The organism is Bacillus cereus group sp. MYBK195-1, assembly GCF_051916605.1.
GTDB lineage: Bacteria > Bacillota > Bacilli > Bacillales > Bacillaceae_G > Bacillus_A > Bacillus_A cereus.
On sequence record NZ_JBQAGZ010000002.1, the window covers coordinates 185,775 to 208,956 of the forward strand.

Below are 23,182 nucleotides of genomic sequence, written 5' to 3' on the forward strand. Positions count from 1 at the left end.
AAATTATGCTGTTTACAAGCTGGCTTTTATTTTTTATTTTCGCGTTAGCAGCTTTTAGGCTCACTCGTTTAATTGTATATGATAAAATAACAGCCTTTTTGCGAAGACCATTTATTGATGAATTAGAGATTACGGAGCCGGATGGAAGTGTATCAACGTTTACAAAAGTGAAAGGTAAAGGATTAAGAAAGTGGATTGGCGAATTATTAAGCTGTTATTGGTGTACAGGTGTATGGGTTAGTGCTTTTTTATTAGTTTTATATAATTGGATCCCTATCGTTGCGGAGCCGTTACTTGCATTATTAGCTATTGCAGGTGCAGCAGCAATCATTGAAACGATTACAGGATATTTTATGGGAGAATAATATATTTTCATAATACGAGAAAAAGCGGAGTTTAAAAGAATGAGGGAACGGAAATAAAAAGTTGTTCATATAGTAAATAGACAGAATTGACAGTAGAGGAGATGTTTGCTGTGAGCAATAATCCAAGGCAAAATTCATATGACCTGCAGCAGTGGTATCAAATACAGCAACAACACCAAGCACAACAACAGGCATATCAAGAACAATTACAACAACAAGGATTTGTGAAGAAAAAGGGATGCAATTGCGGGAAAAAGAAGAACACAATAAAACAATATGAAGAATGAAACACTCATGCTACTGTGAGTGTTTTTTATTATGTATAAAAAGCGGTATTTCTGTATTAGAAATACCGCTTTTTACTAGCTAATTTGTGCAACTGTTAATGCTGCCGCACGGATGTCTACAGTTCCAATTAACTCAACTGGCACAATTTGAATTAAGTCACCAGGATTTAAGTTAATAAGAATGACACCACTGGATACATCTACTTCACCAGTACCAATAACGTTAGAACGAACTGCTGTACCTGATCCAGGAATAATATTAGCTGGTGTATTTAATGATAAGAAGAAACGACCAGCTTCTGGTGCAGTAGGTACGTTATCAAGACTAATTGTTAATGTATAACTAATTTGATAAATACCAGCTCGTAGAATTCGAATGCCATCTCCGACACTTACTGTATCGTTGATTACAGGAACAGTAATATTTGGGTTTGGACTTACACTAGGTAATAGTAGTGGTGTAAATAGTGAAGCGAACTGAGGTGCAGAAGCATTGAAAGCAAAACCAAAGGCAGGTAGTGTACTAGCTGGTTTTGCCTCGCAATCGATTTTAGTAAATTCGCAATCAGAAGAGAACATGTTTTTCACTCCTTTATCTGTTTCTACTTTCAGTTAATGAAAAGGACAGGTTCTATGTTCTAGACAAGTTCCCAATTTTAAGAAATTTACATAAGAATACTCTTTAAGCATGGATTGGGTGGCAGAATTATCTGCCACCCAATCCATGCTTAACTCATTATTTAGTTTTAAATAGAAACATCACGTAAGCATTGAATAGCGCAGAAGCAACTTAAATCAACAGTAATGCAAGTGGAGGTTGATATTAGTCTTGCATTTGGTACAGCTAAAAACGTACAGATTGGGTCGTCACCAGGTGGTACAGCGGTACCATCACCTAAAACTACAGTTAATACACGCAATACAGCACAGTCATCATCATCTATACTTTCTACGCGGAAAATGGGAGAACGGCAACTAGTAAGGCTTGAAGATGGTGCAAATGCTTCGAAAGGTTCTCCGGTTTTTGTGTATAAAATAAAAGGACGTGTATTCGCTACTGATGCATTGTTATGTGCACCTAAAAATGGAACTTCGCAACCAGATCCACATGTTGTCGTTGCACATTCTTGTAGTTCATGTATAAAACGAACGACATTCGATACACAGTTGAAATCACACTCATGTTGATGATCTTCATTACAATTGCAGCTCATTATGTTCACTCCTTCTCGTGAGTTCTGACATACACTATTACAATATGAGTGGGATATGGCTGATATTACGTTAATTCTCACGATAAAAACAAGGAATTTATATAGGAGGGATGTACATAGCGTGATATAAAAAAAGACATCCTTATTTAGTGGATGTCTTTTCAGGTAAATCTTTTCGCACAGTATATAAAAAACGAGATATATCTAATTTCTTTCCTCTGAAAAATTGCGGAGAAGAAATGTAAAGTTCTTCTTTCGCACGTGTAATGGCGACATACAGTAACCGGCGTTCTTCTTCTAACGCTTCAGAAGTTTCCGTAACACGATCATTTGCATCTTTTAAAGAAGAAGTATGGGGCAGGATTCCATCACTCGCTCCAAGTAAAAAGACACATGGAAATTCAAGGCCTTTTGCGTTATGAATTGACATAAGTGAAACGGCATCTTTTTGCGGCATTGTTTTTAATGCTTCCATTTCTTTTTGACCTTGAATCGCCTCGTCGATAAATTGTAAATAAGCTGGAATATCGGTGAAACGAGTGGCAGACTCCATTAATTCTTCCAACATTTCTTCTTGTATGTCTTTATGCATTGTAAAGGAAGAACGATCGTTACTTTGCAAGTACTCTAAATATTTTCCTTTACCATGAATGATTTCTTTTAATGCTTTTTTCGGTTCTAATTCTTTTATAAATTTAATAAAATCGATGCGCTCATTTACCTTTTTCACTTGAAAAGGTTTTAAGCTTGGATTTAATAGTAAGAAATGAAGAAGAGAAGGGAAGCGCCCCTCACCATATTTCCATTGTTCACGTTCAATAAATGAAATACAATCATCACGTCCGATATACATCGTCGGCAATATGTTTGAAAGTGATTCTAGTCGAAACGGCTCAATCACAAGTCGTAGATGATCTAATACAGGCTTAATTAAAGAATGTTCATAAAATGATTGGCTCGCTCCGTGTTTAATAAACGGGATTTTATGAATGGTAAGCTGATCAAGTAACGAACGACTTACAGAATGTGTGCGATATAGTAAACAAAAATCTTTATAGTTTCGTTCACCGCTATCTACTTTTTCTTGAATGAGCTGCAAAATTTGATTTGCTTCATCAAGAGTTGTAGCAGGTCTTGCATAAAAAGGTTGTACACCTTCTTCACGAACGGAGTATAGCTCTTTATCAAAACGTTCTTGATTTAATTTTATAACTTCATTTCCAAGCCCGACGATAAAGGGATTGGATCGATAATTCGTATTTAGTGCAATGATTGTTGTGTTATCAAATTCTTTTGGAAAAGATAAAATAATTTGGTGACTTGCTCCTCGCCAGCCGTATATCGCCTGGTCGTCATCACCTGCGATAAATAAATTATTTCTTGGCGTGGCTAACAATTTTACAATTTCATATTGTGCATAGGATGTATCTTGAAACTCATCTACTTCAATGTAGTGAAAACGTTGTTGTAATTGAGTTAGTAAAGGAGCATTATTTTCTAACATATAATATGTTTCCAATAAGATGTCATCGAAATCAATATAATTGTATCTTTGTTTTACCTCTTCAAAACGTTCGTATACTTCTTTAAATTCTTGTTCGACTGGTGTTTTCGCTTTTACATCTTTCGGACGATTTAATTTGTTTTTCTCAAGTGAAATCATCGCGAGCATCGTTTCCGCATCGTAATCGTCTTTTAAACGCAATTCTTTTAAAATTTTTTTTATCATAATTTGTTTATGTTTTTCATTTGCTAAAATTTGCTGATTATACCCTTGACTACGAAGCAATTTTAAGAAAACAGAGTGGAATGTACCAGCAACAACGTAGCTACTTGCTGCATGATTCATACCTGGTAACTTCGCAACACGACTTCGGATTTCTTCAGCTGCTTTTTGTGTAAATGTAAGTAATAAAATATTTCGTGGATGAACTTGTTTTACATTTACTAAATAACCAACGCGAGTTGTTAAAACAGATGTTTTCCCGCTTCCGGCACCAGCTAGTGTAAGAACAGGACCTTCTGTTGTGCGCACGGCTTCTAATTGTTTTTCGTTTAAAAAAACATTTTGTTGCTCGAGAGCGCGGAAATAAGCCGCATCTACATCTTCTTCCATAATTAAATGGGTAGATGTTTTTGGAATATGAAATGTCGCACGCGGAATATCAGCGTGTGTTAACGATTTTTGTGAAAATTTTTCTTGTGTCATATGTTCACCTTCAAAACTATAGCATCAACATTTAACTTTAGCGGAAGAAAAAGAAAATAGCAATGTAAAAAAACAGGAGGGGTCACCTCCTGCTTTCAAATTACAATTCTTTTATCATTACGACGTGCGGGATATTTGCTTCCATAAATACATCAGAACTTGTTACATATCCAAGTTTTTTATAGAAATCTTCAGCATGTGTTTGAGCGTGAAGTTTCAATTTCGGTAGCGAATTTTCTTTTGCATACGCTTCAAGCGAATCCATAACAATTTTTCCGATGCCTTTTTTACGATGGGAATTTAGCACGCAAATGCGTTCCATTTTTCCGATACCATCAAGGGTGCGAAAACGTCCAGCACCAACTGGAACATCATTGTCATATATAACAACGTGTGTTGAAGTTTCTTCAAACTCATCGTACTCTTCTTCAGCAGAGACACGTTGTTCATTTACAAACACTTGTTTACGTACAGAGAATGCATCTCTTAGTTGTTCGTCCGTTTGTACAATCTGTGCGTGCAAATTAGTTGTTCCCCTTTCCAAGACGGAATGTTTCGTGTACAGTCCATGTTCCATTTTCTAATTGATATAGAAGATGGAAACGATCAATTGGTTGTTCGTAATAGAAATCTTTCATACGTAATCGGCCCAACACATCAGCATGCTCTGCATCTGATAAGCCTTGTCCGATTGTTAAATGAGGTACGAAAGCATATTCGCGTTCTTGCGTGAATAACCCGCTATGCATTTCTTCATTTAAGAAAGTAAGTTCAGGTGTTTTTTCTACTTTAAAGTAAAGGACGTTATTAACAGGTGCGAATGAACCAACTTTCCCAACATGAAGGGTGAAAGGGTTCGTTTTACTTGCGATTGTATGTAACTCGTTTACAATCGACTCTAATTGTTCATCTTGCGCCTCAAAGGGTGTTTTCAATGTAATATGTGGCGGAACTAATGCGTAGTGCGGGTCATAACGTTTACGCAATCCGTTCGCTTTATCTTGAATCATTTTAGATGGAAAAATTACAATGCCTAATTTCATGTTCCAATTCCTCCCTTTGTAAGTCTAGTTAGATTTTGAGATAAATAAATCTCTTTATCTATTATATCAAATTATTCTGAATACTGCTCTCTATTATTTCATTGGTAGAATATGAGAGAAGGCTTTCGGTAAATCAGTCTGCCAATATTTCCAAGTATGATTGCCTTCAAATTCCTCGTAATGCGTGATGAAGTTTCTAGCTGTAAGAAGCGTATTTAACTCACGGTTCGGCCCTACGAAATCAGATACTTGTCCATCAGTACGCTTTACAGCCGTTTCTTCTGTACCAATGACGTGATACAGTTCTAATGCCTGTGGATCTTTGAATTCTTTTGCTAAGTTCATCACTGTCTCATCCACAAATGGTGATTGCATAACGACTTTACCGAATGTATGCGGATACATAAGTGCAGTCAGAAAGGAAACTGTTCCGCCAAGAGAATCACCAATTAACACACGACCTTTCCCCATTTGGTACGTTGGATAATTTTCATCAATATATGGTGCAAGCTCGTGAGCAAGGAAACGAATATATGCAGCATTTTTTACTTCATTTGGGAAATATTTTTCTTTACGATCATGTACATTTTTATATGGAATACCGACAATAATTGTACGGTCAATTTCTTCGGTTTCACGAAGGCGCTCAATTACACGGTGCGCTTTACCGAGCTGAAAATAATCTCTACCATCTTGTGCAATTACAACTGTATGTTTGTGCAGTGGTGTGTAATTTACTGGTAAATAAACGAGAAGTGTAACGTCTTCTTGAAGTGATGCGCTATAAAATGAAATTTCTTCAATTCTCCCTATTGTTTGACTCATGTAGATCCCCCTAAATAAAAATTTACTGTAACGATTGTAAGAGCGACGCTTGTAGTGAAAAGGAAAGAAATATTCACTAATTGGTGCCTTAATTTCTATTTTACCATAATGGTACGAAGAATCTAAAAAATTAGTATTTAAGTTACGAAAGAAAACGGATATAATGAAGTGGGATTTTTGACAGGTGAGAGGGGAGACAGGATTTGAAACAAGAAAAATCAATCGCACTACCATTGGCTATTTCTATAATTGCCATTTCCTTTGCAGCAGTTTTTGTAAAGATGTCCTCAGCACCATCTTCAATATTAAGTATGTACCGCTTATGGATTATCGTACTTATTATGCTGCCTATCGTATGGAAAAAAAGAGAGGAATTTAATAAGATTCAAATGAAAGATTGGGGCTTTTTAATTGGATCTGGTTTCTTTTTAGCACTTCATTTTCTTTTATGGTTTGAATCTTTAAAGCATACAACAGTTGCTAGTTCAACAATTATTTTGGCACTTCAACCGATCGTATCTTTAGTTGGAGGTTTTTTTCTATTTAAAGAAAGAACAACATATTCAGCCATTGCAACGATGGGAATCGCTATTTTAGGAGTAATGTGCATTGGTTGGGGAGATTTAGGTTTAAGTAAGCAAGCAATTTATGGTGACATATTATCCTTTCTAAGTGTAATAGCAGTTGTCGGTTATTTATTTATCGGGCAAACGACAGTGAAGAAAGTATCACACTGGATTTATAGCTTTACAGTCTTTGCGTGCGCAGGTCTTTTTATGGGGATTTATAATGTCATATTACAAGTACCCTTTACAGGTTATACGAAGTGGGATTGGACTGTTTTTCTTTTACTTGCGGTTGTGCCGACAGTGTCACATGTAATTAATAATTGGCTGTTAAATTATGTGAATGCAACGACAATTTCAATGAGTATTTTAGGAGAACCTGTTGGAGCATCTATACTTGCGTTTTTCTTACTTGGAGAAAAATTAAATGCAATGCAAATTATCGGTAGCATGCTCGTATTGTTTGGTGTATCTGTTTTCTTACTGCAGCAACAAAAGCGAACAGCAAAAAATGTCGTAAACGAGCCGGTGTATACACAGGAATTATAGTGTTAGGGGAGAAAAGAGAAGTTATGATACTTCTCTTTTTGTTTTATAGAAATGAGGGCGTAGAAGGAGGAGGAAAATGGAAGAGATAGTAAAGAAGTATATGAATAGATTTACAACACTAAGTGAAGAAGAGTAGCAAATGATCCTCAGTGAATTACAAATTGAAGAATATAAAAAAGGAACAGTATTCCTAAGACAAGGAAATGTTCCGTTAAAATGTTATTTTGTATTAAAAGGATGCGTTAGGCAACATAGTATAGATCAAGCAGGGAAAGAAGTTACATCAAATTTTTATACAGAAGAACAGGCAATTTCGAATTTCAACCATCATAAACAAGATAAATCTTCATCTTTTTTTATTAATCTTGTAAAAAGTAAAAACTCAAATATTGAAATCAAGTAAAAGAGTGGCTACGAAGCCACTCTTTTACTTTGGATTTGTCATATAAGGTTGTACATGAATGACACATAGGTCACGGAATTTGCCTTCAGCAGTTGTGACAATTACGACTGCTTTACCTGCACTTTTTCCAGTAATCGTTACGGTGTCATCTTTTGGATATATGGTGATGATATCAGAATTCATATTTGACCAAATAAGCTCTTTATTCGTTGCTTGTATTGGTAAAATGGAAGCTGATAACACAATGTTTTGTCCCGTTTTTATTTTTAATTTATGTTTTTCCATATGAACACCGATGACTGAAATAACAGAAGGAGCAATTGAAATTTTAGGCGGATTAGGTTGCATGTTTAAACAAGACGCAGAAGTATTTGTGATAGGTGAAAATTTTCGTGTTTGTTGTTGCTGGAAAGCTGCTAACATGTTGGAGTCCCCTTTCTGTATAAGTGCTGATACTCATACTATAAAGGAGTAGTGTTATGTTAAATTTAACGAAACATAAAGAATTTGTTAAATTTGATAAGAAGATTGTCGAACTGTAAAAAATCTCTGCTGTTATGATAACAGCAGAGATTTTTTTATAAATTATGAAGATGTTGTTTTTCGAAATCCTCAAATTGCTCTTCAACTTCTTTTGAAGGTTGTGTTAGTAAACTAACAATTACGATGGCTAGTAAACTAATAGCGAAGCCTGGAATCATTTCATATAAGAAATCTTTTAAGAATTTGAATTGAGTCCATATAATAACAGTAGCGGCACCAGAAATCATACCGGCAAGTGCGCCCCATTTCGTCATACGTTTCCAATATAAGCTTAATAAAATAGCAGGTCCAAATGAAGAACCGAACCCAGCCCAAGCGTATCCAACAAGAGCTAAAATTGTATCATTTTGTTTAAATGCTAAAGCGCATCCAACTAATGCAATAACAAGTACAGCCATACGACCGACAAATACAAGCTCTTTATCAGAGGCAGAGCGTTTAAAGAATGTACGATATAAGTCTTCCGTTACTGCACTTGAAGTAACGAGTAACTGAGATGAGATTGTACTCATAATCGCTGCTAAAATAGCGGCTAATAAGAATCCAGTAATAAGTGGATGGAATAAAATTTTTCCTAGTTCAAGGAAAATTGTTTCTGGGTTAGATAATGTTAACTCTTGTTGTGAATAGTAAGCAATACCGATAAGACCAGTAAACATAGCTCCGACAACAGAGAAAATCATCCAGCTCATACCAATTCTTCGTGCGCTTTTCAGTTCTTTTACGGACGAAATCGCCATAAAGCGTACGATAATATGAGGTTGTCCAACATAACCAAGCCCCCATGCGAATAAAGAAATCATTCCTAAAGTAGAGGCACCTTTAAAAATATCTAAACGTGTTGGATCTACAGAGCGGATTGTATCAAATGCAGGTCCAAGTCCATTCGAATTCATAATTGTTACGATAGGAACAAGAATAAGAGCGACTACCATAATGATTCCTTGCACGAAGTCTGTCCAACTTACTGCTAAGAACCCACCAAATAATGTGTAAGCTACAACAACGCCTGCAACAATGAATAATCCAACGTGGTAGTTCATACCAAATGAATTTTCAAATAATACAGCGCCTGAAACTAATCCTGAAGCTACATAGAAAGTAAAGAAAATCATAATAACAAGTCCAGATACTAAACGTAGCATATGAGATTTGTCGTGGAAACGGTGTTCCAAAAATTCTGGAATAGTAATAGAGTTATTTGCAATTTCTGAGTAGGTACGTAAGCGAGGAGCAACATAAAGCCAGTTTGCGTATGCGCCTAGTGTTAGGCCGATCGCAATCCAACTACTACTTAATCCAACGCTAAACATTGCACCTGGTAATCCCATTAAAAGCCAACCGCTCATATCGGATGCTCCAGCACTTAATGCCGTTACTGCGGGGCCTAGTGTACGCCCGCCAAGCATATAATCTGTTAAGTTGGACGTTCGTTTATAGGCGAAATAGCCGATTACTAACATCCCGAGCATGTAAATAGAGATTGAAGTTAAAGTTAACATCTGCGTACTCATGAAGTTCCCCTTCCTTTTGTCATGTCTTTTGATGCGTTAATACCTGATTGATTAAAGTTTCACTTTATAATCTATCATGATTATTCTGAAAAATCCATATAGAAATACGAATTTTCAGAAATGTAAGCGTTTTTTGATGTTATTTTACTTTTTTAATATATAATATTCATACAAAAAACCTTATTTTTAATAGAGTATTTATTATATTTACATAAAAAGAGGTTGTTTTGTCAATATAATATTGAAAGGAAAGAAAAATAAAATTTTAAAAAAAGTATTGACTTGTAAAAAAAGTCAGGTCTATAATGAGTGCAACTTAAAAAAATGCAAGCGTTGATGAAGAAGAGTACACATGATGAACATGTCAGAGAGCTGATGGTTGGTGCGAATCAGTATGGAATTGATGTGGAATGGGCTTCGGAGCTTCCAAACCGAAACGAAAGAAGTAGGCTTTGGCGACATGATCTCATCGATACAAGAGACACGTATTGTTTTTGATACGGTAAAGTGCGTTACATTTGTAACGAATTAAGGTGGCACCACGGGAGTACCCGTCCTTTCTATAGGATGAGTACTCCCTTTTTGTGTATAAAAAATTAAATAAATGAAATCGTTTAAGTAAGAAGAGTACGTATATTGGAGACGTTACAGAGAGCCGGGAATAGGTGGGAGCCCGGTACGGTGCCATATACGGAATGGGCTTACGAGAGGTATGCTGAACAATTATTTTCAGTAGGCAACCCGGGTTCCGCCGTTACAAGGATAAGGTATAAATTTTGTACCTGAACAAAGCGGGATGCTTTTGCATCCAACACGAGGTGGTACCGCGGTATATTTATCGTCCTCTACATATTTTCGATATGTAGAGGACTTTTTTATTTTTCAGGGCGAGGTGGAGGACATGATGATGAAAGAAGAATTTATAAAACAAAAAAGAGAGAGAAAGACATTTTTAGTAATCACTGAAGAAGAAGGAGATAGCATTACGCCAATTTCTTTATATAGACGTATGAAAGGGAAGAAGAAATTCTTATTAGAAAGTTCACAGCTTCATCAAGATAAAGGGCGTTATTCTTACTTAGGATGTAATCCTTATGGAGAAGTGAAAAGCGTTGGTATGGAAGTGGAACGAACGATTTTCGGCCGGGCAGAAAAGTTACAAGGTAACGTACTACAAGTGTTAGAAGAAGTAATCGCACCATCACAAGTAGACAGTCCATTTCCATTTTGCGGAGGAGCAGTTGGTTATATTGGGTATGATGTCATTCGGCAGTATGAAAACATTGGAACGGATTTACACGATCCATTAAATATTCCAGAAGTACACCTTTTACTATATCGTGAGTTTATCGTTTACGATCATTTACGCCAAAAGTTGTCGTTTGTATATGTATGCAGGGAAGATGATTCAGCAGATTATGAGGAAGTATACGAAAGGATGCGAGTATACAAAGAGGAAGTGCTACAAGGAGAAGAAGCCGAAGTAAATGCAATACAATCCACATTATCATTTACTTCTTCTATAACGGAAAAAGAGTTTTGTGAGATGGTAGAAATTGCGAAAGAATATATAAGAGCGGGAGACATATTCCAAGTCGTACTATCACAGCGTTTACAAAGTGAATGTATTGGGGATCCATTCGCGTTATACCGAAAACTTCGAATTGCAAATCCATCACCATATATGTTCTATATCGATTTTCAAGATTATGTTGTACTCGGTTCTTCGCCGGAAAGTTTACTATCAGTAAGGGAGGATAAAGTGATGACGAATCCAATTGCTGGTACAAGGCCGAGGGGGAAAACGAAGAGGGAAGACGAGGAAATCGCAAAAGAACTGTTAGGCAATGAGAAAGAGCGAGCAGAGCATATGATGCTTGTAGATCTTGGGCGAAACGATATTGGTAGAGTGAGCGAAATCGGCTCGGTTACGATAGATAAATATATGAAAGTAGAAAAATACTCTCACGTTATGCACATTGTATCTGAAGTTTACGGAACATTGCGAAAACAAATGGGCGGATTTGATGCGTTAGCGTATTGCTTACCAGCAGGTACGGTTTCTGGAGCTCCGAAAATTAGAGCGATGGAAATTATAAATGAACTAGAGAATGAAAAAAGAAATGTATACGCTGGTGCAGTTGGATACGTTAGCTTTTCAGGAAATCTTGATATGGCGCTCGCCATTCGAACGATGGTCGTAAAGGGTGAAAAAGCATATGTTCAGGCAGGAGCAGGAGTCGTTTACGATTCAAATCCAGTAGCTGAATATGAAGAAACATTAAATAAAGCGAGAGCGCTTTTGGAGGTAATGAAATGATTGTACTTATCGATAATTACGATTCGTTCACATATAACTTGTATCAACTGTTAGGCGAACATGAAGAAGAAATTGTAGTTGTAAGAAATGATGAAATAACGATAGAACAGTTAGAAGAGATGAATCCAAGAGGAATTGTACTTTCACCAGGACCAGGAAAACCAGAGGATGCTGGCATTTGTATCGACGTCATCCGTCATTTTTATAAGAACGTTCCCATATTAGGGATTTGTCTTGGCCACCAAGCAATCATAGCTGCATTTGGAGGAGACATTGTTAGAGCAGAACGTATTAAACATGGAAAAACATCGCGTGTGAAACATAACGGAATGTCAATCTTTTCATACGCTACACAGCCGTTAACGGCAATGCGCTATCATTCCCTTGTTGCAGAGCAAACGAGCTTGCCAGAGTGTTTTGATATATTAGCGACAGCGATGGACGACGGAGAAATAATGGCAGTCCGTCACAATTATTATCCGCTCTTCGGATTACAGTTTCATCCGGAATCAATCGCAACAGAAGAAGGCGGAAAGTTAATACGTGCCTTTTTAACAGAAGTAAAAGAGGAGGAAAGAGTATGAATAACTATCTTCGTAAATTAGTTGAGGGTCAACATTTAACAGAAGAGGAAATGTATAAAGCAGGATTACTTTTATTAAGTGAAAACATATTAGAAAGTGAAATTGCAGCTTTCTTAGTCTTACTGAAAGCGAAAGGTGAAACTGCAGAAGAAATATACGGTCTCGTTCGAGCTCTTCGCGAAAAGGCATTGCCGTTTTCGAACCATATACAAGAAGCAATGGACAATTGCGGGACGGGTGGTGATGGTGCTCAAACGTTTAATATTAGCACAACATCAGCATTCGTACTGGCAGGAGCAGGTGTAAAGGTTGCAAAACATGGTAATCGTGCTGTTTCTAGTAAAACAGGAAGTGCAGATTTATTAGAAGAACTAGGTGTAAATATTAGTAGTACGCCAAGCGAAATTGATTATTTACTAGAGCATGTAGGTATTGCATTTTTATTTGCACCAGCGATGCATCCAGCACTAAGGCGCATTATGAAAATAAGAAAAGAATTAAACGTACCGACGATCTTTAACTTAATTGGCCCTTTAACAAATCCAGTGAATTTAGAAACACAATTTGTCGGTATTTATAAACGAGATATGTTATTACCAGTTGCACAAGTATTACAAAAGTTAGGCCGGAAACAAGCGGTTGTCGTAAACGGGAGTGGTTTTTTAGATGAAGCATCATTACAAGGAGAAAATCACGTTGTTATTTTAAAAGATAATGAAATAGTAGAAACGAGTATTGAACCTGAGAAATACGGTTTCCAAATAGTGAAAAATGAAGAGATTAGAGGCGGGAATTCGAAAGAGAATGCAAAGATTACGCTCGGAGTATTAAGCGGAGAAAAGAGTGTTTACCGCGATACTGTTTTATTCAATGCAGGTCTAGCTCTTTTCGCAAATGGAAAAACGGAAACGATTGAAGAAGGAATTACACTAGCGGCACATAGCATTGACTCTGGAAAAGCATTAGCCAAACTAAACTTATTAATTACAGCAAGTAATGAGAAATTAGAAAGGGTGAATTAACGTGGGGACGATTTTAGACAAAATAGTAGACCAAAAGAAAAAGGAAGTTGCGGCATTATATGAAACGTATACACCAGTAAAAGAAAGTAGAAAGACACATTCACTTGTAGAAGCATTACAGCAGTTTACTGTCATTGCAGAAGTAAAGCGAGCATCACCATCAAAAGGAGATATCAATTTACACGTTGACGTACGAAGACAAGTGGAAACATATGAGAAATGTGGTGCAGGAGCAGTCTCTGTTTTAACAGATGGTCAATTTTTTAAAGGATCGTTTCATGATTTACAAACGGCGAGAGAAGAAAGTAGCATTCCGCTTTTATGCAAAGATTTCATAATCGATAAAATTCAAATTGATAGAGCGTATGAAGCTGGCGCAGATATTATTTTACTAATCGTAGCGGCGTTAACGGAAGAGAAGTTAAAAGAGCTGTATAGCTACGTGTTAGAAAAAGGATTGGAAGCGATTGTTGAAGTTCATGATGAACAGGAATTAGAAACTGCGATTGTATTAAATCCGCATGTTATTGGTATTAATAACCGTAATTTAAAAACGTTCGAAGTAGATTTAAGCCAAACTGAAAAGCTTGGAAAAAGATTGAATGAGGAGAAATTACTTTGGATTAGTGAAAGCGGGATTCATTCAAAAGAGGATATTATTCGTGTTAAAAAAGCAGGAGCAAAAGGTGTATTAATTGGAGAGGCACTTATGACATCATCTTCTATTAGTAACTTTTTTGAAGACTGTAAGGTGAATATATGAAAGTGAAAATTTGCGGCATCACTGATATGGAAACAGCAAAACGTGCTTGCGAATACGGCGCAGATGCACTCGGATTTGTTTTTGCAGAAAGTAAGCGGAAAATCATTCCAAAGAGAGCGGAAGAAATCATTCAGGAGCTTCCAGCCAACGTGTTAAAAATCGGTGTTTTCGTAAATGAATCAGTAGAAGTGATCCAGAAAATTGCAGATGAGTGCGGGTTAACACATGTACAACTACATGGAGATGAAGATAATTATCAAATTAGAAGATTGAATATTCCGTCTATAAAATCACTAGGAGTAACTTCAGAGAGTGATATGAAAAACGCTCAAGGGTATGAAACGGATTATATATTATTTGATAGCCCGAAAGAAAAGTTTCATGGAGGAAATGGAAAGACATTTTCATGGGAACTACTTGGGCATATACCAAAAGAATTGCGAAAGAAAACGATATTAGCTGGTGGATTAAACGCTCTTAATATAGAAGAAGCAATTCGAACTGTTCGGCCATACATGGTCGATGTGAGCAGCGGAGTAGAGACAGAAGGAAAGAAAGATGTAGAGAAAATAAAACAATTTATTATAAAAGCGAAGGAGTGTTCCAAATGAACTACGCATATCCAGATGAAAAAGGACATTACGGTATATACGGAGGACGATACGTTCCAGAAACGTTAATGCAATCTGTACTAGAACTAGAAGAAGCATATAAAGAAGCGATGCAAGATGAAGCATTTCAAAAGGAATTAAATCATTATTTAAAAACGTACGTCGGAAGAGAAACACCGCTATATTATGCTGAAAATATGACGAAGTATTGCGGTGGTGCAAAGATTTATTTAAAACGTGAAGATTTGAACCATACAGGAGCTCATAAAATTAACAATACAATCGGTCAGGCACTACTTGCAGTGCGAATGGGCAAGAAAAAAGTTGTCGCTGAAACAGGAGCCGGACAACACGGAGTTGCAACAGCTACTGTATGTGCTCTTCTCGGGTTAGAATGTGTTATTTTTATGGGAGAAGAAGATGTAAGACGTCAAAAATTAAATGTGTTCCGAATGGAATTACTCGGAGCGAAAGTAGAAAGTGTAGCAGCAGGTAGCGGTACATTAAAAGATGCGGTAAACGAGGCGCTTCGTTACTGGGTTTCACATGTGCATGATACGCACTACATTATGGGATCTGTTCTCGGACCACATCCATTCCCGCAAATTGTCCGTGATTTCCAAAGTGTAATTGGGAATGAGACGAAGAAACAATATGAAGAATTAGAGGGGAAATTACCAGAAGCAGTTGTTGCTTGCATTGGTGGTGGGAGTAACGCGATGGGAATGTTTTATCCATTTGTACATGATGAAGAAGTTGCTCTTTACGGCGTAGAAGCAGCTGGAAAAGGCGTTCATACAGAAAAGCATGCAGCAACTTTAACGAAAGGAAGTGTCGGTGTTTTACACGGATCAATGATGTATCTTCTGCAAAACGAAGATGGGCAAATTCAAGAAGCACACTCTATTTCAGCAGGACTTGATTATCCAGGTGTTGGTCCAGAACATAGCTTGCTAAAAGATATTGGCCGCGTTTCTTATCATTCGATAACAGACGAAGAAGCATTAGAAGCATTTCAATTATTAACGAAAAAAGAAGGCATTATCCCGGCGCTAGAAAGTTCACATGCTGTCGCATATGCATTAAAATTAGCTCCGAAAATGAAGGAAGAAGAAGGACTTGTTATTTGCTTATCAGGCCGCGGTGATAAAGATGTAGAGAGTATAAAACGTTATATGGGAGAGGTGTAAAAAATGGGAGTAGAAAAAATTAAATCAGCGTTTGAAAATGGCAAGAAAGCATTTATTCCGTACGTAATGGGCGGAGATGGCGGCCTTGAAAAATTAAAAGAAAGAATTCGTTTTCTAGATGAAGCTGGAGCAAGCATCGTTGAAATTGGTATTCCGTTTTCAGATCCAGTCGCGGATGGCCCAACGATTCAAAGAGCAGGAAAGCGAGCGCTAGATAGCGGCGTAACATTAAAAGGCATTTTTCAAGCGTTAGCAGAGGTAAGGAAAGAAGTACAAATGCCCTTTGTTCTTATGACATATTTAAATCCTGTACTTGCATTCGGAAAAGAGAGATTCATCGAGAACTGTATAGAAGCAGGTGTAGACGGCATCATCGTTCCAGACTTACCGTATGAAGAACAAAATATTATTACGCCGTTACTTCGAGAGGCAAACATTGCGCTCATTCCACTCGTTACCGTAACGAGTCCTATTGAAAGAATTGAAAAAATTACGAGTGAATCAGAAGGGTTCGTTTATGCTGTTACAGTAGCGGGCGTAACGGGAGTACGTCAAAACTTTAAAGAGGAGATTCATAGTTACTTAGAAAAAGTAAAATCACACGTCAACTTACCAGTAGTCGCAGGATTTGGTATTTCAACAAAGGAACATGTAGAAGAAATGATTACAATATGCGACGGAGTTGTCGTTGGAAGTAAGATCATTGAGCTTTTAGAAAATGAAAAGCAAGAAGAAATATGTGAATTAATATATGCAACAAAACAAAAAGAAGAGGCGTAGTCTCTTCTTTTTGTTTTGCGTAATAAATGTTAAAATATACAGAAAATACATATAATTTAGAGGGTGAGAAGGCATGCTAAGACGTAAACTACTATATCTATTTTTAACTGTACCGCTATACGCTTGGCTTATTAGCATGACGAAAATAGAGTTAATGGCTCTATTTTTAGGGTATGTATTCATCTTTTCCAATTTAAATCGCATTCAAGAACAGTCTATTTTAGAAATATGTCTATTTTCGATTAGTATAGAATTATTTAGTATCGTTTCGATTGTATTATTAAACGAATTATTTCTACGGATTCATTCATTTGCATTAATGAAATTTTGGAATATTATATTGCAAGCAATATGTACTTACATTGTGTTTGTTGTGTTGAAAGAAATAGTCGGAAAGCAGACAGTTTTTCAGGATAATAGAAAATGGGAGTGAATAAAAAGGAGCCGTTTGGTTCCTTTTTTGAATCTGTTGTAAAAACAATTGAAAATTATGACATCTGTTATATAATAGTTAAAAATTGTATTTAAAACGAAAAGAGATGATAACATGGCCATATTGTTGGCACTTATCCCAATTATGATGATTTTCATTTGTTTATTTTTATTTAAACAAACGTCATTAAGGTGCTCGTTAATTTCTTATGCTGTGTCTGTTGGAATTGTTTTACTCTCGCCAATGTTTCAATTAGGGATAAGTGAAACTGTGCACGCAACGATTAAAGGATGGTTAATTTGTTTTATTGTCGGGTACGTTTTATTTTTCGGTATTTTTTTATTTCACCTCATGAACAAAATGGGGTACATCGATCAAGTAGCACGTTTTCTAGAAGCAGTTACTCAGGATCGCTTATTACAAATGCTGCTTATGTGTTTTGGCATTTGCCCGCTTATTGAATCAGTAAGTGGATTCGGTATCGGCTTCATGGTTGCAGCACCTATTTTTCTTTCACTAGGATATAAACCATTTCAAGCTGTACTACTCTCATTCATCGGCTTACTAGCTAGTTCATGGGGCGCAATGGCAACTGGTACGATTATCGGTTCGCAGCTAATAAATATGCCTCTTACAACACTTGGCACAAATACAGCGCTATTAAGTATTCCGATGTTTGCTTACTTCGTTATTCTTTCTTTACACGTTGTTGGCGGCTGGCAAGCGGTTATAGAAAAGTGGAAAGAAGGAGTAGGGTTCTTTCTATTATTTTCTCTCGGAATCTATCTTTCTAATGCGTACGTAAGTGTTGAACTAGCCGGGATATTAAGTTCTATCGTTACGATTACCTTTGGCTTTTTTATCATTAAATTAAAAGGAAAAAGTGGGCAAAATCTTATAACAGAACATGCGGCTGCAACGGAGAGAGAAGTATCCATTATAAAAATTATTAGCCCTTATATATTTCTAACAGTTTGTATTTTACTTTCTCGCCTCGTTCCAGCATTACATGATTTGTTCAGATCATATGCGGTTCTTGATTTGAAATCATACTCTTACAAACTAGAGTTACTATATTCACCAGGATTTTGGCTCGGTATGACTTGCTTATTTACTATTATTTTCTTCCGCATCCCGCCTAATATTATTAAACAATCACTCTCACAAACGATAAAACAATGGATTCCATTTGCTATTACGACGACAATGTTTATCGCCATTTCAGAACTAATGGGTGCATCAGGCATGCATTCATTACTCGCAAAGACAGCTGGTGAAACATTTGGAACCTTTTTCGTTTTCGTTGCTCCGTTTATTGGCGCTATTGGTGGATTTTTAACAGGTAGTAACGCAGGATCAAATGCAATGTTTATAAAACTACAAATGCAAACCGCACAAAACGTAGCACTCCCGTGGCAATATGTCACAACACTTCAAAACACCGCATCATCAGTAGCTACAATCGCTTGTCCATCGCGGATTACACTAGGTGCTTACTTATGTAATATCCCTTACCGTGAAAATGAACTATTAAAGAAGACGACGTTAATGATCTTTGGTGCGGTTTTGCTTGTAGTGGTAGAAGTTATTGTTTGGTATATGTTGAGAAATTAAAAATCCTCCTAACATAGGAGGATTTTTTTTATGAGTGGATAATGATTTAAATATGAATAGCTTCTACTAAATGAATAGGAGATGAAATGTATGCCCCTAAAAAACTACGGTGTGTTAAAAGGTACAGTTATACAATCAAAGATTGGAAAAGGGAAAACACCTCATTATCAAGTTCATTTACAGGGCGAGACAGGAGTAGATTATCGTATTGCAATTAACGTAAAGTCGCAAAGTTATCCATCAGAAGTTTTATATTTTGCGAGTAACAATATTAAGTCAGAGGCGATTCATATTTTACCGACATTACCATTCGGTTTTACAGAAATAAAAAACAATGAACCGAAAGTAGCTTTAGATTATGTAAGAGGAAATCTATTTGACTCAAATCAAATGATTCCTTTACCTCCCGAAAAAGCAGGAACAGATAATGATTTAAATGAAAAAATAGAACGTTATATAAAACGAGCAATAGAAGAAAAAGCAATTATTTACGCGTTTGGCGAAAGATGGGGACCAGAAGAAAATACACCAGATTCCTATTTTCATTTCAAACCAGGAAACGGTATACATGATATTCATATGAATCAAGGGAATGTAGAAAAATGGCAAGGTGATGATGGCATATGGCAAGACGGAGGAATACTCATTCACTTTGAAAAGGAAGAAGAATGGATCGGTATCTTTCTTGCATTCCAATCACAGTCATGGTGTACCGATGAAGAAGGGCACGCTCGTGTGCCTGTTGAGCATTGTGATTATAAGGGGAATAATTAATAAGAAGAGGGCGTTCAAAAAGAACGTCCTCTTCTTATTTTATAAAACGAAAAACTAACAAGTGTAGAAATACAAGAGAAAAGCAGTGCTACACTAGAAAACGCAATGAGATACATATTATATTTCATAACCTGTCCAATTAGCTGGCTACTGTCGTATTGAAACAGTCCCGCTATGATGTTGAATAAAAATAAAACGATAAACATGACGATAACTCCGTCTATTGATCCTTTAATGTCTGGTTTACTTAAAGCGATATGTGCGGAAATGCAAATGGCGATAAATAAAAATAACCAAAAGGAAGGATTCAATAAATTGCCGATTGTAAATAAGCTTTTCAATAATACAAACGTCGACAAGAGCATGTTTTGGATCATTTCTACATTAATAGAAGTAGAAGCAATCGTTTTTTCGAGAGTTGTATTAAATAAAAAATATGATTCTGGTACGAAATAGCGCATTAAAAGGATTAGTGCAGTAATACCAGAAATAATAGGCCCAATGCCGATGAAGAAATTCCCAATCCGTTGATACACACTTTTTTGATTGTATTGATGTTGTACGTAACCTAAAGCCCCTTGACTTGTATCTGTCGGGAAGAACTGTGTTGCTACAATCTTATGACGGAACAGCACGCACATAATGGCATGTCCAAGTTCGTGAATAGGAACACCAATCCAAGCCGTTAATAGGAATCCTTTTCTTCCAAAAGCTCTCGACCAATACATGCGTGTGAGAGATTCTAAATAGCCTAATAGAAATCCAATTACAATGATAACGCCAATTAAAGATAATAATTGGATTACGCTTGTAAGGAGTATTTGAAAAATTGAGTTTACCAATTCCATTGCCAGTCATCCAATCTGTTAAAAATATTATTTATTCTGTTTCATAATAGCATTTTTTTTCAAGATTGCTAGCACATATATTTCTTTCGAAAGAAGGATTTCAGAATCTTTTTCTTGTAGTCATGTTTTATGTACAAATTCATATATTGAATTTGTAACACCCTATACGGTATATCCTTAAGGAGGGATAAGAGAATGAAATGTCCGTCATGTCATACAGAAAATGCATCAGAGGCAAAGTTTTGCGGGAATTGTGGACATTCGTTAACGGAAGAAGTAGTGGCAAGTAGTGGCCAAGAAGAAGGGCCGGAACAAGCACGTGCGGCACCAGCAAAGGAAGCTCGGCCAAATGAAACGGTAGAGCAAGCGAAGCGGTTTGCGAGCGGCTATTTTCAATTTTTTAAACATGCATTACAAGCACCGACAGCGATTATGAAAAGTGGCGCTATTGAAGTGCGAAATGGAATTGTAAGTCTTGTTCTTATTTGTTTTTTAGGAGCATGTATTTTTTATAGAATGATGAGTGCAGCATCAGCAGTTACGAGAACATTTGCACCAGATATATCTACTCCCACGTTTTTTGGAGAATCTATAACGGTCTTTTTCTTTTTATTAATTTTAACTTTATTTGTCGGATTTATTATTTTTGTAAGTGGTAAGATGATGAAATCATCTTTTTCATTTCTTGAAGTATTCGGTATATGGGGAACGATAGCGACGCCGGCTATTGTCATATTAGTCCTTTCTTTTCTTTTTAGTTTCTTATTAATTTTTTTCTTACCGATATTATTATCGGTAGCTGCAACTTATATAGGGATTAGTATAACTGTAGCCGTATTAAAGCTAGACAATGGCGGATTAGATCTCGTTTACACACTTATTATTGCAAATGTTTTAATTGGAATTGCAACATTCATTGTACTTTGGTCTTACATTAGCACGATAATTCAAGCCTTAACACAGGGAATAACTGGCTTCTAATGAAAAGGTGGTTGACTGGATGAATGTATGTACAAAGTGCGGAATTCAGTTTGAAGATGGTGTGCAATTTTGTCAAAACTGCGGGACGAAGAGGGGACGTTCTGTAGTAAAGAAGAACATGAGCGGTGGTGCAAAAGTTGGCATTACACTGTTAGCGCTATTTGTTATAGCAATTATTGGATTGTATTTGTACGGATCGTCGTATTATACGCAGGTGGCACAAGTAGACCGGATAATTACGATTTTACAAGAGAGGGACGGAGAGAAATTAGCTGAGATCGTTACGGCAGATGATCCATCGGTTATGATAACGAGAGAGTGTGTAACGCCTCTATTTTCATATATAAAAGAAAATCCATCTTACGTAAATGAATTAAAACAATATTTGAGACAAGGTGAAAAACAACGGGACGGAATAGAAAAAGCTGATTTTTCATTAACGAAAGACGGAAAGTATTTCTTTATATTTGATCGATATAAATTGAAAGCAAAGACGTACTATACAACTTTGCTTACAAATGAAAAAGACGTATCGTTAAAAATGAACGGAAAAGAAATTGATAAGACAGATGACAAAAAGTTTGAGAAGCAATATGGGCCATTTCTTCCGGGAAATCAAGTGTTTCAATCAGAGTATAAAAATGACTACGTAAAATTATCTCGTGAGGAAAAGGTTGTACTTATGAAACAAAGCCAAAATAACGTAACGATAGATTTAACGTTGCAAGGTCAATATATTACAGTTCAAACGAACGCGCCTGGTGCAACATTGTATGTAAATCAAAAACCGGTTACAGCGCTGGCAGGAGAAGAAATTACATGGGGGCCTGTAGCGACTGATGGAAGTGCGACGATTTATTTAGAACGAAATGGAGAAAGTGGACGGGAAACGACAAAAGTAGAGACGGTAACGGCACTTTCGTCTTATAATCTTCCATTCCAAAAGAAAAGTACAGAAAAAACAGTTGTTTATAATGTTACTCCGTCATCTACGACTGGGTATGTATATAATGGTTTCATCTTTCCTGATAGTGATATTCGAAAATTAACGAGCACAGATTTAACATATTTATCGAAAGAACAGTTGAAAATTGCTAGAAATGAAATATATGCAAGGCATGGACATATTTTTCAAACGAAAGATATGCAAGCATATTTTGCAAAACAGCCTTGGTATAGAGAAAATCCTTATTTTAAAGGAACGTTAACAGATATCGAAACTTATAATATTGAACTAATCAAATCAAGAGAATAGAGCGCTTGAAAAAGGTACAGTGTATATTGCTGTACCTTTTCTATCGTTATTTGGCTGGAGCAGGTTCCCTAGAGAAAAAGATATGAAAGAGAAATGTGACTTTACTTGCCCCTCCTGATGTACTGGCTTGCACATCAGATAAAGAACTAGACGTTAAAGCAGCTTCAGAATGTGGAGGGACGATTATTTTAAGAGCATCTTTTGATTCTGATGATATAGTAACCGTTATTGTATCATCAGAAACATTTACAATTTTAACAGTACCGACTGGGAAGATGGACCTACCAGCGTGTGATGCAGAAGCGAAGCGGGTAGCTTTCCAAATAGTTTGAGAGAAAGTGTCATTGTCTGATAACCAAGCGCGAGCACTGTATAATGTTGCATTAATGGTAAATTCTTGTTCAAGCGGGAGGGCGGCTTTCGGTTCTTTCGGTTCCTCTGGAAACTGAGCGAGAAGACCAGCGCACATGTATGTTTCACCTACTTTCA

General features: G+C 36.5%; 25 protein-coding genes, 1 pseudogene and 2 other annotated features. Of the genes and pseudogenes, 16 read left to right on the forward strand and 10 right to left on the reverse strand.

Features of this window, described 5'->3' with window-relative positions; genetic code table 11:
• Window positions 1-5: 5 nt before the first annotated feature.
• Complete coding sequence (locus ACTFRY_RS10570; RefSeq protein ID WP_000899662.1) at window positions 6-365, forward strand: DUF1360 domain-containing protein; 360 nt, start codon at window positions 6-8, stop codon at window positions 363-365.
• 101 nt (window positions 366-466) lie between these two features.
• Complete coding sequence (locus ACTFRY_RS10575; protein WP_033682795.1) at window positions 467-652, forward strand: hypothetical protein; 186 nt, start codon at window positions 467-469, stop codon at window positions 650-652.
• 75 nt (window positions 653-727) lie between these two features.
• On the opposite strand, the gene exsF is transcribed toward ACTFRY_RS10575, so the two are convergent.
• The 6 genes from exsF to ACTFRY_RS10605 all read right to left on the reverse strand — a co-directional run bounded on the left by exsF (window position 728) and on the right by ACTFRY_RS10605 (window position 5,943).
• Entirely contained in the window at window positions 728-1,231 is a 504-nt protein-coding gene (exsF, locus tag ACTFRY_RS10580) for an exosporium protein ExsF (protein WP_000492942.1), read from the reverse strand.
• Window positions 1,232-1,398: 167 nt separating this feature from the next.
• Window positions 1,399-1,866: a spore coat protein CotY gene (gene cotY, locus ACTFRY_RS10585; protein ID WP_001277719.1), complete on the reverse strand. Its 468-nt coding sequence runs from the start codon at window positions 1,864-1,866 to the stop codon at window positions 1,399-1,401.
• A 142-nt stretch (window positions 1,867-2,008) separates the two neighbouring features.
• Window positions 2,009-4,075, reverse strand: coding sequence for an ATP-dependent helicase (locus ACTFRY_RS10590; protein WP_000191160.1), 2,067 nt, complete (start codon window positions 4,073-4,075; stop codon window positions 2,009-2,011).
• A 100-nt stretch (window positions 4,076-4,175) separates the two neighbouring features.
• Window positions 4,176-4,598, reverse strand: a complete 423-nt coding sequence (locus tag ACTFRY_RS10595) for a GNAT family N-acetyltransferase (protein ID WP_000543307.1) — start codon at window positions 4,596-4,598, stop codon at window positions 4,176-4,178.
• Window position 4,599: 1 nt separating this feature from the next.
• Window positions 4,600-5,118 (reverse strand): YjcG family protein, encoded by a 519-nt coding sequence (locus tag ACTFRY_RS10600; RefSeq protein ID WP_000765863.1) that lies wholly within the window; start codon window positions 5,116-5,118, stop codon window positions 4,600-4,602.
• A gap of 93 nt (window positions 5,119-5,211) precedes the next feature.
• Window positions 5,212-5,943, reverse strand: a complete 732-nt coding sequence (locus ACTFRY_RS10605; RefSeq protein ID WP_098616864.1) for an alpha/beta hydrolase — start codon at window positions 5,941-5,943, stop codon at window positions 5,212-5,214.
• A gap of 203 nt (window positions 5,944-6,146) precedes the next feature.
• On the opposite strand from ACTFRY_RS10605, the gene ACTFRY_RS10610 reads away from it, so the two are divergent.
• Together ACTFRY_RS10610 and ACTFRY_RS10615 are read left to right on the forward strand one after the other, a co-directional pair.
• Window positions 6,147-7,058, forward strand: a complete 912-nt coding sequence (locus ACTFRY_RS10610; RefSeq protein ID WP_098616863.1) for a DMT family transporter — start codon at window positions 6,147-6,149, stop codon at window positions 7,056-7,058.
• Between the two features lie 76 nt (window positions 7,059-7,134).
• Window positions 7,135-7,407: pseudogene (locus ACTFRY_RS10615) on the forward strand (Crp/Fnr family transcriptional regulator); the annotation flags it as partial.
• Window positions 7,408-7,485: 78 nt separating this feature from the next.
• Here the strand turns inward: ACTFRY_RS10615 and ACTFRY_RS10620 are convergent.
• Complete coding sequence (locus tag ACTFRY_RS10620; protein ID WP_000878733.1) at window positions 7,486-7,884, reverse strand: Ig-like domain-containing protein; 399 nt, start codon at window positions 7,882-7,884, stop codon at window positions 7,486-7,488.
• Window positions 7,885-8,039: 155 nt separating this feature from the next.
• A complete protein-coding gene (gene putP / locus ACTFRY_RS10625; RefSeq protein WP_016117426.1) occupies window positions 8,040-9,518 on the reverse strand; it encodes a sodium/proline symporter PutP in 1,479 nt (492 codons plus the stop codon).
• A gap of 324 nt (window positions 9,519-9,842) precedes the next feature.
• Window positions 9,843-10,080 (forward strand) — a binding site (T-box leader).
• A 42-nt stretch (window positions 10,081-10,122) separates the two neighbouring features.
• Window positions 10,123-10,367: a binding site (T-box leader), on the forward strand.
• Between the two features lie 52 nt (window positions 10,368-10,419).
• Between putP and trpE the strand changes: the two genes are divergently transcribed.
• The 10 genes from trpE (at window position 10,420) to ACTFRY_RS10675 (ending at window position 19,609) form a co-directional block, all read left to right on the forward strand.
• Window positions 10,420-11,838, forward strand: coding sequence for an anthranilate synthase component I (gene trpE / locus ACTFRY_RS10630; protein ID WP_141541488.1), 1,419 nt, complete (start codon window positions 10,420-10,422; stop codon window positions 11,836-11,838).
• Entirely contained in the window at window positions 11,835-12,422 is a 588-nt protein-coding gene (locus tag ACTFRY_RS10635; protein WP_000636317.1) for an aminodeoxychorismate/anthranilate synthase component II, read from the forward strand. The genes trpE and ACTFRY_RS10635 overlap by 4 nt, the downstream gene beginning before the upstream one ends.
• Complete coding sequence (gene trpD, locus ACTFRY_RS10640; RefSeq protein ID WP_098616862.1) at window positions 12,419-13,444, forward strand: anthranilate phosphoribosyltransferase; 1,026 nt, start codon at window positions 12,419-12,421, stop codon at window positions 13,442-13,444. Before ACTFRY_RS10635 ends, trpD begins: the two co-directional genes overlap by 4 nt.
• 1 nt (window position 13,445) lies before the next feature.
• Window positions 13,446-14,207 (forward strand): indole-3-glycerol phosphate synthase TrpC, encoded by a 762-nt coding sequence (gene trpC / locus ACTFRY_RS10645; protein ID WP_098616861.1) that lies wholly within the window; start codon window positions 13,446-13,448, stop codon window positions 14,205-14,207.
• Window positions 14,204-14,818, forward strand: a complete 615-nt coding sequence (locus tag ACTFRY_RS10650) for a phosphoribosylanthranilate isomerase (RefSeq protein ID WP_098616860.1) — start codon at window positions 14,204-14,206, stop codon at window positions 14,816-14,818. Before trpC ends, ACTFRY_RS10650 begins: the two co-directional genes overlap by 4 nt.
• A complete protein-coding gene (gene trpB / locus ACTFRY_RS10655; RefSeq protein ID WP_001105038.1) occupies window positions 14,815-16,008 on the forward strand; it encodes a tryptophan synthase subunit beta in 1,194 nt (397 codons plus the stop codon). Before ACTFRY_RS10650 ends, trpB begins: the two co-directional genes overlap by 4 nt.
• Before the next feature lie 3 nt (window positions 16,009-16,011).
• The gene (trpA, locus tag ACTFRY_RS10660) at window positions 16,012-16,788 is read left to right on the forward strand and encodes a tryptophan synthase subunit alpha (protein ID WP_000537850.1); all 777 of its coding nucleotides are present in this window, start codon (window positions 16,012-16,014) and stop codon (window positions 16,786-16,788) included.
• Window positions 16,789-16,861: 73 nt separating this feature from the next.
• A complete protein-coding gene (locus ACTFRY_RS10665) occupies window positions 16,862-17,221 on the forward strand; it encodes a DUF4029 domain-containing protein (protein ID WP_000946130.1) in 360 nt (119 codons plus the stop codon).
• 114 nt (window positions 17,222-17,335) lie between these two features.
• A complete protein-coding gene (locus ACTFRY_RS10670; RefSeq protein ID WP_098616859.1) occupies window positions 17,336-18,835 on the forward strand; it encodes an L-lactate permease in 1,500 nt (499 codons plus the stop codon).
• A gap of 90 nt (window positions 18,836-18,925) precedes the next feature.
• Window positions 18,926-19,609 carry a DUF2278 family protein gene (locus ACTFRY_RS10675; RefSeq protein WP_001128606.1) on the forward strand — a complete coding sequence of 228 codons (684 nt, stop codon included), beginning with the start codon at window positions 18,926-18,928 and terminating at the stop codon, window positions 19,607-19,609.
• Between the two features lie 14 nt (window positions 19,610-19,623).
• Here the strand turns inward: ACTFRY_RS10675 and ACTFRY_RS10680 are convergent, their stop codons facing one another.
• Complete coding sequence (locus ACTFRY_RS10680) at window positions 19,624-20,457, reverse strand: hypothetical protein (RefSeq protein ID WP_098616858.1); 834 nt, start codon at window positions 20,455-20,457, stop codon at window positions 19,624-19,626.
• A 195-nt stretch (window positions 20,458-20,652) separates the two neighbouring features.
• Here ACTFRY_RS10680 and ACTFRY_RS10685 point away from each other — a divergent pair, with 195 nt between their 5' ends.
• The gene (locus ACTFRY_RS10685) at window positions 20,653-21,438 is read left to right on the forward strand and encodes a zinc ribbon domain-containing protein (RefSeq protein WP_044795491.1); all 786 of its coding nucleotides are present in this window, start codon (window positions 20,653-20,655) and stop codon (window positions 21,436-21,438) included.
• A 19-nt stretch (window positions 21,439-21,457) separates the two neighbouring features.
• Complete coding sequence (locus ACTFRY_RS10690) at window positions 21,458-22,693, forward strand: TcaA 3rd/4th domain-containing protein (protein WP_098616857.1); 1,236 nt, start codon at window positions 21,458-21,460, stop codon at window positions 22,691-22,693.
• 46 nt (window positions 22,694-22,739) lie between these two features.
• Here the strand turns inward: ACTFRY_RS10690 and ACTFRY_RS10695 are convergent, their stop codons facing one another.
• Window positions 22,740-23,162, reverse strand: a complete 423-nt coding sequence (locus tag ACTFRY_RS10695) for a hypothetical protein (RefSeq protein WP_098616856.1) — start codon at window positions 23,160-23,162, stop codon at window positions 22,740-22,742.
• Between the last annotated feature and the right edge of the window lie 20 nt (window positions 23,163-23,182).

Bases quoted from the DNA above. Each gene is read 5' to 3' on its own strand.
- ACTFRY_RS10665 (WP_000946130.1), top strand. From the start codon at position 16,862: ATGCTAAGACGTAAACTACTATATCTATTTTTAACTGTACCGCTATAC.
- ACTFRY_RS10650 (WP_098616860.1), top strand. From the start codon at position 14,204: ATGAAAGTGAAAATTTGCGGCATCACTGATATGGAAACAGCAAAACGT.
- ACTFRY_RS10570 (WP_000899662.1), top strand. From the start codon at position 6: ATGCTGTTTACAAGCTGGCTTTTATTTTTTATTTTCGCGTTAGCAGCT.
- ACTFRY_RS10680 (WP_098616858.1), bottom strand. From the start codon at position 20,457: ATGGAATTGGTAAACTCAATTTTTCAAATACTCCTTACAAGCGTAATC.
- ACTFRY_RS10620 (WP_000878733.1), bottom strand. From the start codon at position 7,884: ATGTTAGCAGCTTTCCAGCAACAACAAACACGAAAATTTTCACCTATC.
- trpE (WP_141541488.1), top strand. From the start codon at position 10,420: ATGATGATGAAAGAAGAATTTATAAAACAAAAAAGAGAGAGAAAGACA.
- ACTFRY_RS10635 (WP_000636317.1), top strand. From the start codon at position 11,835: ATGATTGTACTTATCGATAATTACGATTCGTTCACATATAACTTGTAT.
- ACTFRY_RS10605 (WP_098616864.1), bottom strand. From the start codon at position 5,943: ATGAGTCAAACAATAGGGAGAATTGAAGAAATTTCATTTTATAGCGCA.
- cotY (WP_001277719.1), bottom strand. From the start codon at position 1,866: ATGAGCTGCAATTGTAATGAAGATCATCAACATGAGTGTGATTTCAAC.
- trpB (WP_001105038.1), top strand. From the start codon at position 14,815: ATGAACTACGCATATCCAGATGAAAAAGGACATTACGGTATATACGGA.
- ACTFRY_RS10600 (WP_000765863.1), bottom strand. From the start codon at position 5,118: ATGAAATTAGGCATTGTAATTTTTCCATCTAAAATGATTCAAGATAAA.
- exsF (WP_000492942.1), bottom strand. From the start codon at position 1,231: ATGTTCTCTTCTGATTGCGAATTTACTAAAATCGATTGCGAGGCAAAA.
- ACTFRY_RS10590 (WP_000191160.1), bottom strand. From the start codon at position 4,075: ATGACACAAGAAAAATTTTCACAAAAATCGTTAACACACGCTGATATT.
- ACTFRY_RS10675 (WP_001128606.1), top strand. From the start codon at position 18,926: ATGCCCCTAAAAAACTACGGTGTGTTAAAAGGTACAGTTATACAATCA.
- ACTFRY_RS10670 (WP_098616859.1), top strand. From the start codon at position 17,336: ATGGCCATATTGTTGGCACTTATCCCAATTATGATGATTTTCATTTGT.
- ACTFRY_RS10685 (WP_044795491.1), top strand. From the start codon at position 20,653: ATGAAATGTCCGTCATGTCATACAGAAAATGCATCAGAGGCAAAGTTT.
- trpD (WP_098616862.1), top strand. From the start codon at position 12,419: ATGAATAACTATCTTCGTAAATTAGTTGAGGGTCAACATTTAACAGAA.
- ACTFRY_RS10690 (WP_098616857.1), top strand. From the start codon at position 21,458: ATGAATGTATGTACAAAGTGCGGAATTCAGTTTGAAGATGGTGTGCAA.
- trpA (WP_000537850.1), top strand. From the start codon at position 16,012: ATGGGAGTAGAAAAAATTAAATCAGCGTTTGAAAATGGCAAGAAAGCA.
- ACTFRY_RS10695 (WP_098616856.1), bottom strand. From the start codon at position 23,162: ATGTGCGCTGGTCTTCTCGCTCAGTTTCCAGAGGAACCGAAAGAACCG.
- putP (WP_016117426.1), bottom strand. From the start codon at position 9,518: ATGAGTACGCAGATGTTAACTTTAACTTCAATCTCTATTTACATGCTC.
- ACTFRY_RS10575 (WP_033682795.1), top strand. From the start codon at position 467: ATGTTTGCTGTGAGCAATAATCCAAGGCAAAATTCATATGACCTGCAG.